Source organism: Bacillus sp. P4_E1, from assembly GCF_056401715.1.
The window spans coordinates 45092-61375 of the sequence record NZ_JBFUIV010000013.1 but is presented as its reverse complement, the minus strand read 5'-3'; the positions used below and the strand labels follow the sequence as shown (position 1 = coordinate 61375).

15 protein-coding genes and 2 other annotated features are annotated in these 16284 nt (G+C 36.6%); all 15 genes read left to right on the top strand.

What is annotated here, in order from left to right:
* Positions 1-153 precede the first annotated feature (153 nt).
* The 15 genes from polA (at position 154) to AC1DS7_RS18585 (ending at position 16267) form a co-directional block, all read left to right on the top strand.
* A complete protein-coding gene (gene polA, locus AC1DS7_RS18655) occupies positions 154-2787 on the top strand; it encodes a DNA polymerase I (protein ID WP_159147148.1) in 2634 nt (877 codons plus the stop codon).
* A gap of 12 nt (positions 2788-2799) precedes the next feature.
* Positions 2800-3630 (top strand): DNA-formamidopyrimidine glycosylase, encoded by an 831-nt coding sequence (gene mutM / locus AC1DS7_RS18650; protein ID WP_012261805.1) that lies wholly within the window; start codon positions 2800-2802, stop codon positions 3628-3630.
* A 72-nt stretch (positions 3631-3702) separates the two neighbouring features.
* Positions 3703-4335: a sporulation membrane protein YtaF gene (ytaF, locus tag AC1DS7_RS18645; RefSeq protein WP_002129352.1), complete on the top strand. Its 633-nt coding sequence runs from the start codon at positions 3703-3705 to the stop codon at positions 4333-4335.
* A 53-nt stretch (positions 4336-4388) separates the two neighbouring features.
* The gene (gene coaE, locus AC1DS7_RS18640) at positions 4389-4991 is read left to right on the top strand and encodes a dephospho-CoA kinase (RefSeq protein WP_012261804.1); all 603 of its coding nucleotides are present in this window, start codon (positions 4389-4391) and stop codon (positions 4989-4991) included.
* A 109-nt stretch (positions 4992-5100) separates the two neighbouring features.
* Complete coding sequence (locus AC1DS7_RS18635; RefSeq protein ID WP_016102975.1) at positions 5101-6129, top strand: glyceraldehyde-3-phosphate dehydrogenase; 1029 nt, start codon at positions 5101-5103, stop codon at positions 6127-6129.
* A 385-nt stretch (positions 6130-6514) separates the two neighbouring features.
* On the top strand, positions 6515-6898 hold the full coding sequence (speD, locus tag AC1DS7_RS18630) for an adenosylmethionine decarboxylase (RefSeq protein WP_002003660.1): 384 nt from the start codon (positions 6515-6517) through the stop codon (positions 6896-6898).
* A gap of 196 nt (positions 6899-7094) precedes the next feature.
* A complete protein-coding gene (nrdR, locus tag AC1DS7_RS18625; protein WP_001203686.1) occupies positions 7095-7556 on the top strand; it encodes a transcriptional regulator NrdR in 462 nt (153 codons plus the stop codon).
* Positions 7557-7701: 145 nt separating this feature from the next.
* Positions 7702-9108 (top strand): replication initiation and membrane attachment family protein, encoded by a 1407-nt coding sequence (locus tag AC1DS7_RS18620; RefSeq protein ID WP_016102976.1) that lies wholly within the window; start codon positions 7702-7704, stop codon positions 9106-9108.
* Positions 9109-9141: 33 nt separating this feature from the next.
* Entirely contained in the window at positions 9142-10080 is a 939-nt protein-coding gene (dnaI, locus tag AC1DS7_RS18615) for a primosomal protein DnaI (RefSeq protein ID WP_002015473.1), read from the top strand.
* A gap of 392 nt (positions 10081-10472) precedes the next feature.
* On the top strand, positions 10473-11354 hold the full coding sequence (gene ytxC / locus AC1DS7_RS18610) for a putative sporulation protein YtxC (protein WP_002088921.1): 882 nt from the start codon (positions 10473-10475) through the stop codon (positions 11352-11354).
* A gap of 31 nt (positions 11355-11385) precedes the next feature.
* Positions 11386-11613: a binding site (T-box leader), on the top strand.
* Between the two features lie 48 nt (positions 11614-11661).
* On the top strand, positions 11662-13599 hold the full coding sequence (thrS, locus tag AC1DS7_RS18605) for a threonine--tRNA ligase (protein WP_002145444.1): 1938 nt from the start codon (positions 11662-11664) through the stop codon (positions 13597-13599).
* 206 nt (positions 13600-13805) lie between these two features.
* Positions 13806-13926: a sequence feature (ribosomal protein L20 leader region), on the top strand.
* A gap of 63 nt (positions 13927-13989) precedes the next feature.
* A complete protein-coding gene (infC, locus tag AC1DS7_RS18600; RefSeq protein ID WP_002015470.1) occupies positions 13990-14493 on the top strand; it encodes a translation initiation factor IF-3 in 504 nt (167 codons plus the stop codon).
* A 21-nt stretch (positions 14494-14514) separates the two neighbouring features.
* Entirely contained in the window at positions 14515-14715 is a 201-nt protein-coding gene (rpmI, locus tag AC1DS7_RS18595) for a 50S ribosomal protein L35 (RefSeq protein ID WP_001125945.1), read from the top strand.
* Positions 14716-14753: 38 nt separating this feature from the next.
* Positions 14754-15110 (top strand): 50S ribosomal protein L20, encoded by a 357-nt coding sequence (gene rplT / locus AC1DS7_RS18590; protein WP_001138364.1) that lies wholly within the window; start codon positions 14754-14756, stop codon positions 15108-15110.
* A gap of 665 nt (positions 15111-15775) precedes the next feature.
* Complete coding sequence (locus AC1DS7_RS18585; RefSeq protein ID WP_002015469.1) at positions 15776-16267, top strand: dUTP diphosphatase; 492 nt, start codon at positions 15776-15778, stop codon at positions 16265-16267.
* Positions 16268-16284 lie beyond the last annotated feature (17 nt).

The following is a 16284-nucleotide window of genomic DNA, read 5'->3' as shown; positions in this document are numbered from 1 at the left end:
TTCCCTTTATGTCAATGTAAGTCTGTTTATATATGATAGAAAAAAACCGTTATTTTTCTTCTCTCTATTAGTCATGTTAATATAGAGAGAGGACAGGAACGGTTTTTTTCTGTGGAAAAAATCGTTTCAAATATGTATGGGGAGGTTTGTAGTTTGGAAAAAAAAGTCGTATTAGTAGATGGTAATAATATCGCGTATCGTGCTTTCTTTGCACTACCGCTTTTAAATAACGACAAAGGTATACATACGAACGCAATTTATGGTTTTACAATGATGTTAATGAGGATACTAGAGGAAGAAAAACCGACGCATATGCTTGTGGCGTTTGATGCGGGGAAAACAACATTCCGTCATAAAACGTATAGTGATTACAAGGGAGGGCGTCAAAAGACTCCACCTGAGTTATCAGAGCAATTCCCGTTTATTCGTGAGGTGCTTGATGCATTCAATGTACCGCGTTATGAGCTGGAAAATTATGAAGCGGATGACATTATGGGAACGTTAGCGAAAGAAGCGAGTGAGCAAGGGTTTCATGTTAAAGTTATTTCAGGAGATAAAGATTTACTGCAACTTGTTTCAGATAATACACTCGTATGTATTCCTCGCAAAGGTATTACGGAAGTAGATGAATATACGAAAGAAGCTTTATTTGAGAAATATAGCTTATCACCAAAGCAAATTATCGATATGAAAGGTTTAATGGGAGACCAATCGGATAACATTCCAGGTGTACCAGGTGTTGGTGAGAAGACAGCAATTAAATTATTAACGCAATTTGAAACGGTAGAAGCAGTATATGAAAACTTAGATCAAGTGAGTGGAAAGAAATTAAAAGAAAAGTTAGAAGCGAATAAAGAACAAGCTCTTATGAGTAAAGAACTTGCGACTATTATTACAGATGCACCGATTACTGTGCATGTAGATGATATGGAATATAAAGGGTATGAACCAAGCGATTTGATTCCAATGTTCGAGAATTTAGGATTTACATCCCTTTTAAATAAGTTAGGTGTTACGCCGGAGGAAACGGCTCCAGCTGAATTAGATGATATTACATTTGATATTGTAGAAGAAGTTGCAGAAGAAATGCTTCAGCAAGATAGTGCGCTTATTGTTGAAGTGCAAGAAGATAATTATCATAAAGCCGATATTCAAGGTTTTGGTATTCAAAATGAAAATGGTTGTTACTTCATTCCGGCCGATGTTGCTCTTAAATCGGATGCTTTTAAAGAGTGGCTTGCAAATGGAGAAATGAGAAAACATACATTTGATGCGAAGCGTGCTATCGTTGCTCTCAAGTGGAAAGGTGTAGATATTCAAGGGATTGACTTTGATTTATTAATTGCCGCTTACTTACTTGATCCAGCCGATACAGATAAAGATTTCCGTACTGTAGCGAAAATGAAAGAAACGCATGCCGTAAAATCTGACGAAGAAGTTTACGGGAAAGGTGCGAAGCGTGCTGTTCCGGGGCTAGAGGTAGTAGCGGAGCATGTAGCTCGTAAAGTGCATGTATTATATGATGTAAAGCAAACGTTCTTAGAAGAATTAAAAAAGAACGAGCAATATGAATTATTTACGGAATTAGAATTACCACTTGCACGTGTATTAGCTGATATGGAAGTGAAAGGTGTAAAAGTTGATACGGAGCGTCTTCGTAATATGGGAGAAGAACTTGCAGGTAGATTAAAGGAAATGGAACAGGAAATTTATAAGCTTGCGGGAACAGAATTTAATATTAATTCACCGAAGCAACTTGGGGTTATTCTGTTTGAGAATTTAAACTTACCAGTTATTAAAAAGACGAAAACAGGTTATTCTACGTCGGCGGATGTGTTAGATAAACTTATGGATCGTCATGAAATTATTCCAAATATTTTACATTACCGTCAATTAGGAAAGCTAAATTCAACTTACATTGAAGGTTTATTGAAAGTTGTACATGAAGATTCATCTAAAATCCATACTCGTTTTAATCAAGTGTTAACGCAAACAGGTCGATTAAGTTCAACAGATCCGAACTTACAAAATATCCCGATTCGCTTAGAAGAAGGAAGAAAGATTCGTCAGGCATTCGTTCCATCAGAAGAAGGATGGATCATGTACGCGGCTGATTATTCACAAATCGAACTTCGTGTGCTTGCTCACATTGCAAATGATCCAGGGTTAGTTGAAGCGTTCCAACATGACATGGATATTCATACGAAAACAGCTATGGATGTATTTGGTGTTGGGAAAGATGAAGTAACATCTAACATGAGACGACAAGCAAAAGCTGTTAACTTCGGAATTGTGTATGGTATTAGTGATTATGGTCTTTCGCAAAACTTAGGAATTACAAGAAAAGCAGCAGCGGAATTTATTGAAAAGTATTTAGAAAGTTTCCCTGGTGTACAAGAATACATGGATGAAATCGTAAAAGATGCGAAACAAAAAGGATATGTGGTTACATTATTAAATCGTCGCCGTTATATTCCGGAAATTACGAGTCGTAATTTCAATTTACGTAGCTTTGCTGAGCGTACAGCTATGAATACACCAATTCAAGGTAGTGCGGCTGATATTATTAAAAAAGCGATGATTATTATGGCAGATCGTCTAGAAGAAGAAGGATTACAAGCACGTCTTCTTCTGCAAGTACACGATGAATTGATATTTGAAGCACCAAAAGAAGAAATTGAAAAATTAGAGAAGCTTGTACCTGAAGTAATGGAGCATGCAATTGAACTAGCCGTTCCATTGAAAGTTGATTATTCTTACGGTCCAACTTGGTACGATGCGAAATAAGGACGTGATGAAATGCCGGAATTACCAGAGGTTGAAAACGTTAGACGGACGCTTGAAAATCTTGTAACAGGAAAAACGATTGAAGATGTCGTTATTACTTATCCCCAAATAGTAAAACGACCGGATGATGCAGAAATTTTTAAAGAAATGCTAAGAGGCGAGACAATTGAAAATATAAAGCGAAGAGGTAAGTTTTTGCTTTTGTATGTAACGAACTATGTAATTGTTTCACATTTGCGCATGGAAGGTAAGTTTTTACTTCATCAAGAGGATGAGCCGATTGATAAACATACGCACGTCCGTTTCTTATTTACAGATGGAACTGAATTACATTATAAAGATGTGAGAAAGTTTGGTACGATGCATCTCTTTAAGAAAGGTGAAGAGTTGAATCAAATGCCCCTTGCTGACTTAGGCCCGGAGCCATTTGATGCTGAATTGACACCGCAGTATTTACAAGAAAGATTGCAAAAAACAAATCGTAAAATAAAAGTCGTATTATTAGATCAGCGTCTTTTAGTAGGGCTTGGAAATATATATGTAGATGAAGTGTTATTCCGTTCTCAAATTCACCCAGAACGAGAAGCTGCATCTTTAACAAAAGAAGAAGTAGAAAGAATTTACGAGGCGATTGTTACAACGCTGGGCGAAGCTGTTAAGCGAGGCGGAAGTACAATTAGAACGTATATTAATTCACAAGGACAAATTGGTTCGTTCCAAGAACTTCTAAATGTATATGGGAAAAAAGGAGAACCGTGTGTTACTTGCGGTACGATATTAGAGAAAACAGTTGTTGGCGGAAGAGGAACGCATTACTGCCCGATTTGTCAGCCGAGAATATAGAAAAGAGATAACATCGGATAGGCATTTGTCATATACATACAGCAGGGCTATGTATAAGGGAGGAGCTTACCGATGTACCTTTATTTATCTCTTATTTTATTAGCTTTTACATTAAGCTTAGATAGCTGTAGTGTAGGGCTAACATACGGGTTAAGGAGCGTAAGAATTCCACTAAGATCAATTATAATTATCGGGATCTGTTCAGCAGCTGTAATGCTCGTTTCCATGGGAATTGGACATATGATCGCGAAAATATTTTCACCTGTTATCGCAACGCGTATCGGCGGATTTGTTCTTATTGGAATAGGTATTTGGGTATTATATCAATTTTTTCGAAGTGATAAAAAAGAAGAACCGAAGCAAGAGGAGAAGGTTTGGAAATTAGAAATTGCTTCACTCGGGCTAGTGATTCAAATTTTGCGGAAGCCGACAGTTGCGGATTTTGATAAATCAGGAACTATCTCTGCAGGAGAAGCGTTACTTCTCGGTATCGCTCTTTCTATAGATTCGTTTGGTGCTGGAATTGGTGCATCTTTATTAGGTTATGCACCCGCGATGATGGCGGTATTAGTCGCGGTTATGAGTTCTTTATTTTTATTTATTGGAATGAAGCTCGGTACGATTTTATCAAATATGAAATGGTTACAAAAATTTACATTCCTGCCTGGGGTATTACTCATTATTATTGGAATTTGGAAAATGTAAGTATGGGCGTGGAACATTAGTTTCGCGCCTTTAATATTGTGAGGAGGATTATTATGACAGTAGTAATTGGATTAACAGGAGGCATTGCAAGCGGAAAAAGTACGGTATCAGAAATGTTTCGTGAAATGAGTATACCGGTTATTGATGCAGATATTATTGCGCGAGAAGTTGTAGAACGAGGAAAACCGGCATATAACAAAATTGTAGAGGTGTTCGGAACGGAAGTGTTACAAAAAGATGGAGAGCTTGATCGACCGAAGCTTGGGAGTGTTGTTTTTTATAATGAAGAAAAACGATTGCAGTTAAACGAAATTGTTCATCCTGCAGTGCGTGAAGAAATGAATGCACAAAAGGAGATGTACATAAAAGAAGATATGCAAGCGGTTGTGTTAGATATCCCTCTTTTGTTTGAAAGTAAATTAACAAATCTCGTTGATCGTGTTTTAGTTGTAGCAGTCACACCGAATACGCAATTGGAACGTTTAATGAAACGAAATAACTTTTCAGAAGAAGAAGCAACGGCTCGTATTCAATCTCAAATGCCATTAGAAGAAAAAGTAAAGAAGGCAGATGAAGTAATTTATAATGATGGCACAATTATTGGAACGAAAACACAATTAGCCTCTATTTTGAAAGAATGGAACATTATTGATTAAAAAATTGTGAAATTAATGAAAATGCTTAGTGACATATCTCCTTTTTGTGTTATACTATTATTGGGATTGGAGATAAATAGTATAACGCATTCAAGGGGGATAACATATTATGACTCGTGTGGCAATTAATGGATTTGGACGTATCGGGAGAATGGTATTTCGTCAAGCAATAAAAGAAAGCGCATTCAAAATTGTAGCAATAAATGCAAGCTATCCATCAGAAACGTTAGCGCATTTAATTAAATATGATACAGTTCATGGAAAGTTTGACGGAACAGTGGAAGCATTTGAAGATCACTTACTAGTTGATGGGAAAATGATTCGCCTTTTAAACAACCGCGATCCAAAGGAGTTGCCTTGGAAAGATCTAGGTGTTGAAGTTGTAATTGAAGCAACTGGTAAATTTAACTCGAAAGAAAAAGCAATTCTTCATGTTGAAGCTGGAGCGAAAAAAGTTATTTTAACAGCACCTGGTAAAAATGAAGATGTAACAATCGTAGTTGGTGTGAACGAAGACCAATTAGATATTACAAAGCATACTGTTATTTCAAATGCATCTTGTACAACAAACTGTTTAGCGCCTGTTGTAAAGGTGTTAGATGAGCAGTTCGGAATTGAAAACGGTTTAATGACAACTGTTCATGCTTATACAAATGACCAAAAAAATATTGATAACCCACATAAAGATTTAAGAAGAGCGCGTGCTTGCGGACAGTCTATCATTCCAACAACGACGGGTGCTGCAAAAGCGCTAGCAAAAGTTCTTCCACACTTAAACGGAAAACTTCATGGTATGGCCCTTCGTGTACCAACACCAAACGTGTCTCTTGTTGATTTAGTAGTAGACGTAAAACGTGATGTAACAGTTGAAGATATTAATGAAGCGTTCAAAACTGTTGCAAACGGTGCATTAAAAGGAATTGTAGAATTCTGCGAAGAGCCTTTAGTGTCTATCGATTTTAATACAAATACACACTCAGCTATTATTGATGGTTTGTCTACAATGGTAATGGGTGATCGTAAAGTGAAAGTACTTGCTTGGTATGATAACGAGTGGGGCTACTCTCGTCGTGTTGTAGATCTTGTAACGTTAGTTGTTGATGAATTAGCGAAACAAAAAAATGTGCAACATATTTAAGTGAACGAGAGAGGGCAAGTGAAAATTTGCCCTCTTTTTTATTTTTTTCTGAAAAGGAAAAAAATTATATAAGTATATTTTTAAATAGTGGACATACCACGAAACGTTGAGATTACTGTATTCGTGAATCATTAATTTTTTTTAGGGAAAAGTAAAGAGGAAAATATGACAGAAAATCGAAAAAACTGTTGTTGCAAAATGAAAATAAACAAAGTATACTAACACTCGTAAACTTAAGAGCTGAGGTACGTAGTCACTACTTAAAGGGTTAGGACCTCTCTGGACTAACTTTCCCCCGTGGTAGTGGAGCAAGCCAAATTGCAAATTAGTTTTCAATTCGAACAGTTAGAATAAATTTACAAGGGGGAACTGTAGAATGGATACTATGGATACGATGGGTCGTCACGTGATTGCTGAACTTTGGGATTGCGATTTCGACAAGCTTAATGACATGCCGTATATTGAACAATTATTTGTGGATGCAGCGCTAAGAGCTGGTGCTGAAGTACGTGAGGTTGCTTTTCATAAATTTGCACCACAAGGTGTAAGTGGAGTAGTAATTATCTCGGAATCACATTTAACAATTCATAGCTTTCCGGAGCACGGTTACGCAAGTATTGATGTTTATACTTGTGGGGATCGTATTGATCCAAATGTTGCTGCAGAATATATTGCAGAAGGTTTAAACGCGAAAACGCGTGAGAGCATCGAGCTTCCTCGAGGCACTGGTAGCTTCGAAATTAAGCAGAGAGAAACAAAAGCTCTTTAAAAAAGAACATAATTGATTTAAAATGTAAAGAGGTGTATAATGCACCTCTTTTTTAGTTTATATAAAATAGGATCACGATATGTAATAACTTAGAGTGGTCATTATAGAAGAATGAGTTATATAATATTGTATATATATTTTCACATGTAGGTGAGTAGCGAAAGAATAAAGATTATAGTGTAAAGGAGTGAATGAATTGCGTTGTCCATCCTGTTTTCATAATGGAACAAGAGTGTTAGATTCGCGTCCGGTAGACGAGGGGCGCTCTATTCGAAGAAGAAGAGAGTGTGAAAGTTGTTTAAGTCGCTTTACGACATTTGAAAGAGTAGAAGAATCACCTCTTATCGTTGTTAAAAAAGAAGGAACACGAGAAGAGTTTAATAAAGAGAAAATTTTACGCGGTTTAATTAAAGCGTGTGAAAAAAGACCTGTATCTTTAAGGCAGTTAGAGGAAGTAACACAAAGTGTGGAGCGTGAACTTCGTAACTTAGGTATATCAGAAGTGAAAAGTGATATGATTGGTGAAATTGTTATGGAAGAACTTCGTGATATTGATGATGTTGCTTACGTACGTTTTGCTTCTGTGTATCGTCAATTTAAAGATTTAAATGTATTTATTGAAGAATTAAAAGATATACTGCAAAAAGAGAGAGAATAGAAGGAATCTCTTTATATACTGTAAGTAAACGAGATAAGAGAGCTAGAAGCGGAAGCTAATAGCTCTTTTTCGCTAATAAATTATATAATAAAGATAGAACGAGTGAAATGTAGGCTAGATTGGATGAGAGAAAGGAAAAGCAAGAATGGAAAAACAGTCATGGATGGAGCTATTGCCGATTGATCGTTATAAAGTAAGTGCGAAAGGGTTGTTACATAATTACGACCGGAAAGTATTAACGATGTTGTATCAGCCGTTAATAGGTAGTAGAGCTTTTAGCTTATACATGACACTATGGGGAGAGTTAGAGCAAGATCGTGTGTTTGGGAAAGAGAATACACATCACTCCCTTATGGTGACTATGCAAATGCAACTTCCTGAAATATATGGGGAACGAGTAAAGTTAGAAGCGATTGGTCTTTTAAATGTATATATTAAGAAAGAAAAAGATATTCGGATGTTTATATATGAATTGCAACCACCTTTATCTCCGAAGCAGTTTTTTGATGATATTGTTTTAAGTATCTTTTTATATAATCGCTTGAGTCGGACAAAATACAACCAAGTAAAGCAATATTTCTTAGAAGAAGAATTCGATTTTGCTTCTTATGAAAATGTTACGCGCTCCTTCAACGATATATTTGATTCGTTTAACCCAGGTCAGTTTGAATATGCGCAAGAAGAACTGCGTATCCCGAAAACGACAATTATGCCAAGTAACGAGAATGGGGATGCTCCGAAAGTTTGGAACGATTTCTTTAATTTCTCTTTATTTGTAGACGGACTATCAGCCCTTGTTCCTAAAAAGGCGATTACAGATCAAGTGAGAGAATGTGTTATTACACTCGCTTATGTGTACGGTGTGGATGTGTTATCGATGCAAAATATCGTTCTTGGCGCAGTGACAGAAGTGCAAACAATTGATATCGAAAGGCTTCGGAAGGGAGCACGCGATTGGTATCAATTCGAAAATGGTCAAGCGTTACCTGTATTAAGTGAAAGAGTGCAACCTCATGCTGCTCGTACAATGAAAGAGAAAGAGCCATCTACGCAAGAAGAGATGCTAATGAAACAGTTAGAGGAAATCTCGCCAAAACAACTATTGAAAGAGATTTCAGGCGGTGCAGAGGCGACGAAAGCGGACTTGCAAATCGTTGAGGATGTAATGATAAATCAAAAGTTAACGCCAGGGGTTGTGAATGTACTTATTTATTACGTTATGCTACGCTCAGATATGAAGCTTGCTAAAACGTATGTCGAGAAGATTGCTGGACATTGGGCGCGAAAAAAGGTCGGTACAGTAGGCGAGGCGATGGCGCTAGCGAAAGAAGAGAATCGTCAATATCAAGAGTGGGCTGAGACGAAGAAAAAAGGTCGTACAGCGAAGAAAACAGTGCGAAAAGAAATGGTACCAGATTGGCTTAAAGAAGAGTCGAAAGAAGAAGAGAAAGAACCTGTAAAAAATGACGTAAGTGCGAAAAAAGATGCAAGTACGTTAGAAGATGAACGGAAACGATTAGAAGAAGTATTGAAAAAATATAAGCGTGATTAATAAAAGAAAATGAACGCTCTTTGAGGTGAGAAAATGGAGCATATTCAAAATTCATTTACGAAATTAATGGAAAATAAAAACTTTAAAAATAGATATGAAGTCTTAAAGGCAGAAGTGATGGCGCACCCTCGTGTGAAAGAATTTATAGACGAACATAAAGGTGAAGTAACGACTTCTATGATTGAACGAAGTCTTGTGAAGTTATATGAATATATTGGACAAAGTGTAGGGTGTGCGGATTGTCCAGATTTAGGGTCATGTAAAAATATGCTACAAGGATATGAGCCGAAGCTCGTCATTCAAGGTAAGATGATTGATATTCAATACGATCGTTGTATTAGAAAAGTAGCATATGATGAGAGAAAAAAATATGAAAAACTCGTTCAAAGTGTATATATGCCAGTTGACATTTTGCAGGCAACTATGGAAAATTTAGACCCTTCAGATTTAGACGCACGTATTGATGCAATAGGTGCAACGAATGAATTTTTAAACACATACGAACCAGGTAAAAAAGCACAAGGTTTATATTTGTACGGTAAATTTGGTGTAGGGAAAACGTATCTTTTAGGGGCAATTGCAAATGAGCTTGCGCGAAAGAAAATTAGTTCGATGCTCGTATACTTCCCTGAATTTTTACGTGAAATCAAAAGTTCGATTCAAGATAATTCGATTAGCGGAAAGATTGATGCTGTCAAACGTGTACAAGTATTAATGTTAGATGATATCGGGGCAGAAGCGATGTCAAGTTTTGTACGTGATGATGTACTCGGTGCAATCTTGCAATTCCGTATGTTGGAAAACTTACCGACGTTCTTTACATCTAACTTTGATTTCAAACAGTTGGAACATCATTTAACGTATACACAGCGCGGTGAAGCAGAAGAGATGAAAGCGGCCCGTATTATGGAACGAATTAAATATTTAGCGAAGCCAATCCCAATTGGCGGGAAGAATCGTCGTAATAAGTAAAGAGCGAGCTGAGAAGCTTGCTCTTTTTTATCCCGCTATTGGCGGGCAGTAAGACTCCCACCTCAAAATTCGGCTGTAAAGCAAAGAAGTTAGGTGGGAGCCCTGCTGCTGCCCGTAAAAGCCCGATTGGTGCGGGCTAATAATCAGTGAACGATGGACAAAACCTCCACTGATTAAAGTTTCACTTTATTTTAATCATTTTTTCAGAGTAGCTTGTATCATTTTTTTCTCCCTCCCTTAATATATATAAAATTAGCAAGCCATATCGAGTGGATGTTCTAACAATGGGAGATAGGTTTCTACTAAGAGTGAACTTCCATAGATCGGACTCTTATAGGATTTGTAACGTATAGATGCAATCCTTTAGAGCGGGGATAAAAGGGGGGACAAAAGTGATTGAAATTTGCTTCGAAGAAAAAAATGATGCTGTGTACGTATACAGACAACTAACGAAAAGAACAGAATCCTTATATAAGGAAACAAGTGTATATTTAAACGAACAAAAGGTTGTTATTCATATACCATTATGTGAATCAAATTATATTGAAAAGATTTTATTGCCAGTATTACTATATTTCATTATGAATGTGAAACAAAATGAATGGATTCATACCATTTTAAAGGAAAAGTTTTTTTATGAAGAACAAGAAGAGTGTCATCAAATATTGCATATGGCACATGAGATTTTAAAGGAAAGAAGAAAAGGAGTAGCTAGTGATTTAACACGTCAAAAATTTGAATCTTATATTGCGTCGTCTTTGAATGATTGGCTTTGTGATCCGCTCTCATTCTCGTTTTCATCATACGTTCGTTTTCGTCTTCGTACATATAGGGAAATGGTAACTAAGCTTGCTGAAGTTGCAATTGATGAGTATAAGATGGAGCAGGAATACCAAATATTCATTGAGACACTTCGCCAACAAGTAAGTAGCCGGAAATCACGTTTGTCCTGTGTACATCTTATTTTTGATGAAAGTTTTATTTTCTATGATGATAAAGGTAGGCGTTTAAAACAGGAGAAATTGGTTCAATATATAGATGAAGAATTATTAAAGAAACAGGATGTATATATCGATACGAAAGTAATTGCACCACTTCTTTCTATTTCGCCGAAAAAGATTTATTTATATACGAAAGAACAAGATCATAATATGATTATTACTTTGCGAAATGTATTTCAGGAACGAGTGCAACTACATGGATTACATGAATTTGAGCGCAATGTGAAAAATTTAAAAAATAAAGGTAACGCCCTTGATTTTCTAAGTTTTTGAGCATATAATTACCTACATAAATGAAATATATTGAAATGTCATGATGAGGACATGGGTAGTTTTCTACGATTTTCAGAGAGGGAAGCCTTAGGGTGTGAGCTTCCTAGTACGGGATAATTACTTACCACCTCTAAACTTTAGCAGTGAAAGTTTTTCTAGTAATTGCTAACGGACAACACCGTTATGTTGAACTTGAGCAATTAACAATAAGGTTAATTGGAACAAGGGTGGAACCACGAATTCAACACTCGTCCCTTTTTATGGGATGAGTGTTTTTTATTTTGAAAAAAAAGAGGAGTGACCAGTGATGGCAGATGTAGTTAAAATTACTTTCCCTGATGGAGCTGTGAAGGAGTTTCCAAAAGGAGTAACAACTGAAGAAATCGCAGCTTCTATTAGCCCAGGCTTAAAGAAAAAAGCTGTGGCTGGAAAATTAAACGATGAGATGATCGATCTTGTTACACCAATCGAAGAAGATGGTGCAGTTTCTATTATTACATTAGATTCTGAAGATGGCTTATATATTTTACGCCACTCAACAGCTCACCTTTTAGCACAAGCGTTAAAACGTTTATATAAAGATGTTAAGCTTGAGCTTGGCATTGGTCCAGTAATCGAAAATGGCTTCTACTACGATATTGATATGGAAGAAGCAATTACAGTTGAAGACTTCAAAAAAATCGAAAAAGAAATGCAAAAAATCGTGAACGAAAACTTAGAAATCGTTCGTCATGAAGTGCCACGTGCAGAAGCACTTCGTCGCTTTGAAGAAATCGGCGATGAGTTAAAATTAGATTTAATTAACGATCTTCCAGAAGATGCAATTATTTCAATCTATGAGCAAGGCGAATTCTTCGACCTTTGCCGTGGTGTTCACCTTCCATCTACAGGGAAGATTAAAGTGTTTAAATTATTAAGTGTTGCTGGTGCTTACTGGCGCGGCGATAGCAATAATAAAATGTTACAACGTATTTACGGTACTGGATTCGTTAAGAAAGCAGAATTAGATGAGCACTTACGTATGCTTGAAGAAGCGAAAGAGCGCGATCACCGTAAATTAGGTAAAGAGTTAAAACTATTTACTAATAGCCAAAAAGTAGGACAAGGTTTACCACTTTGGTTACCAAAAGGTGCAACAATTCGCCGTATTATCGAGCGTTACATCGTTGATAAAGAAGCAAGCTTAGGCTATGATCACGTATACACTCCAGTATTAGGAAGTAGAGAGCTTTATGAAACTTCTGGTCACTGGAACCATTACCGTGATGGCATGTTCCCATCAATGGAAATGGATAATGAAGAGTTAGTTCTTCGTCCAATGAACTGCCCTCACCATATGATGGTTTATAAAAATGATATTCACAGCTACCGTGAATTACCAATCCGTATTGCGGAACTTGGAACAATGCACCGCTATGAAATGTCTGGAGCATTATCTGGATTACAACGTGTACGCGGAATGACTTTAAATGATGCGCACATTTTCGTTCGTCCAGATCAAATTAAAGAAGAATTAAAACGTGTTGTAAACTTAACGTTAGAAGTGTACAAAGATTTCGGTTTAGAAAACTATTCATTCCGTCTATCTTATCGTGACCCAGCAGATACTAAAAAGTATTATGCTGATGATGAGATGTGGGAAAAAGCACAAGGTATGTTAAAAGAAGCTATGGATGAAATGGGTCTTGATTACTATGAAGCTGAAGGTGAAGCGGCATTCTATGGTCCGAAACTTGACGTTCAAGTTCGTACTGCTCTTGGAAAAGACGAAACACTTTCAACTGTACAATTAGACTTCTTACTTCCAGAACGCTTTGAATTAACTTACGTTGGTGAAGACGGTAAACAACATCGTCCAGTTGTAATTCACCGTGGTGTTGTATCAACTATGGAACGTTTCGTAGCCTTCTTAATTGAAGAATACAAAGGCGCATTCCCAACTTGGTTAGCTCCAGTTCAGGCGCAAGTAATTCCAGTTTCTCCGCAAGTACATTTAGACTATGCGAAGAAAGTACAAGATGAATTACGACGTGCTGGTATCCGTGTTGAATTAGACACTCGTGAAGAGAAAATTGGTTACAAAATCCGTGAAGCACAAATGCAAAAGATTCCGTACATGCTTGTAGTAGGTGACAATGAAGTTACTGAAAATGGCGTTAACGTACGTAAATATGGTGAACAAAAATCAGAAACAATCGCATTAGATGCGTTTGTTGACATGATTAAAGTAGAAGGAAAACGATAAGAAAGAGCCGCGGTATACCGCGGCTTTTTTATGTATTATAAAAAAGAAAATCTAGAAAAAATAACCAAACAATACTTATCATAAAAAAGTATTGCAAGTATGCTGGTTGTTTGTTACAATATTTCTTGTTGTTAGTAAAACACATCGCGTCTTCTTGACAGACGTCATGTCCTATGATAAACTCATCAAGGATAATAGAATATGGTTTTGACAAGTAGAAGCACCCGCTTCTCACCTGATGGACGCATTCGCAGTTAGCAGGTAAATGTATTTCTTACTAAAGATATTACAAGTGTGGGTGCCGTGTGCCCGCACTTTTTTTGTTCGGGTTCTACAATTGCAAAACGTATTCTAAGAAAACCTTGGAGGTGGCTTACTATTAGCAAGGATATGATGATTAACGAGCAAATTCGTGCACGTGAAGTACGCTTAGTTGGCGCAAACGGCGATCAACTTGGAATCAAGTCTCGTAATGACGCTTTAGACTTAGCTGCAGGTCTTAATCTTGATTTAGTATTGGTTGCTCCAAATGCGAAACCACCAGTATGCCGCATTATGGACTACGGTAAATTCCGCTTTGAGCAACAGAAGAAAGAAAAAGAACAGCGCAAAAATCAAAAAGTAATTAGCATGAAAGAAGTTCGTTTAAGTCCAACAATTGATGAACATGACTTTAACACAAAACTTCGTAATGCTGTCAAGTTTTTAGAGAAAGGCGACAAGGTTAAAGCGTCAATTCGCTTTAAAGGACGTGCCATTACTCATAAAGAAATCGGTCAACGTGTTTTAGATCGCTTCTCAGAAGCTTGTGCTGAAGTTAGTACAATTGAATCTAAGCCTAAAATGGAAGGACGTAGTATGTTCTTAGTTTTAGCACCGAAAAACGATAAGTAATAGATAGAGGAGGAAATACCTATGCCTAAACAAAAAACTCATCGCGGCGCTGCAAAGCGTTTCAAAAAGACTGGATCTGGTAAACTGAAGCGTTCTCACGCTTACACAAGCCATTTATTCGCTAACAAATCTACAAAAGCTAAACGTAAACTACGTAAAGCTGGTGTAGTTAGCGCTGGTGACTTCAAACGCATTCGTCAAATGCTTGACAACTTAAAATAAGTTCGGCTGATATATAGAACAAACTAGGAGGTAATATTATGCCAAGAGTAAAAGGTGGTACAGTTACTCGTCAACGTCGTAAAAAAGTTATAAAATTAGCAAAAGGTTACTACGGTTCTAAGAGTACATTATTTAAGGTTGCTAACCAACAGGTTATGAAATCTCTAATGTATGCATTCCGTGACCGTCGTCAAAAGAAACGTGACTTCCGTAAATTATGGATTACACGTATCAACGCAGCAGCTCGTATGAATGGTCTTTCTTACAGCCGCTTAATGCACGGTTTAAAAAATGCTGGCATCGAAGTTAACCGCAAGATGCTTGCTGACTTAGCTGTTCATGACGAAAAAGCTTTCGCTGAATTAGCAACAGTTGCAAAAAACAACATTAACTAATTGTTTAAAACCTTAGAAGATTTTCTTCTAAGGTTTTTTTAGTTGCATTTATTGTAAAATCCTCCACTTATTATCGTTATTTCTTGCTCAAGTATATTAAGATGTGCTTGTAAGAATTTTTGTAACGATAACGAGGAGACTTTTACATGAAAGTAGGAAAGATTAACGGATGTGTCGTTATCGATATGACAAAATCAATATAAAAGCCATAGCGATATAAAAGAATATATAAAGTCAGGAGAATCCTCCTGACTTTTTTTATCCCTCTATTTGCGGGCAGTAAAACTCCCACCTCAAAATTCAGCTGGAGCAAAGAAGTTAGGTGGGAGATCAACTGCCCGTAAAAGCTCGATTGGTGAAGGCTAATAATAAGTAGGGATGAACAAAACCCCCCACTTATTAAAGTTTCACTTTATTTGAACTCATTCGTGAGAAGTGCATCTTTCCTAGCAGAAACGACACTGCTATAATGGAAAGATGATATGGAGCTTTCATCAAGTGAACAATATATGAGTGATGATTGAAACGTATTTGCAAATTAAGGACAAGCTATCTTTATAAAGATGTAGGTAGCTGACTTGTTAATAAGAAACGAAAAATAATAATGAACTTTGAGATGAAACAACATTGTTGCGGAAAATGCGATGTTGGAGGAGGACAATAGAATGGACTTACTACAACTATTTAAATTACAAAAAGAATTAGATGACCGTATTGTGAAAGAACATGACTTACAACCGAAAAAATTGTTAAAAGAAAAAATGTTAGCTCTTCTTGTAGAAATTGGAGAACTTGCAAATGAAACACGTTGTTTTAAATATTGGAGCAATAAACCAGCTTCAGAACGTGAAGTAATATTAGAAGAATACGTAGATGGTTTACATTTTATTTTATCAATCGGAATCGATTTAGGAATTGATAAAAACTTCTTATTCTATAAATGTGCGCAAACGAATAAAACACAAGTGGAAATTTTCTTAGACACATATGCGAAAGTAATTCGTTTTACAGATCAACCTTCTATTACGAACTATATTGAACTATTTACAAGCTATCTTCGCCTTGGACAAGCGCTTGAATTTGAACAAGATGAAATTGAAAAAGCATATTTAGATAAAAATGAAGTAAATCATCAGCGTCAAACACAAGGATACTAATTTAATTTTTGAATATT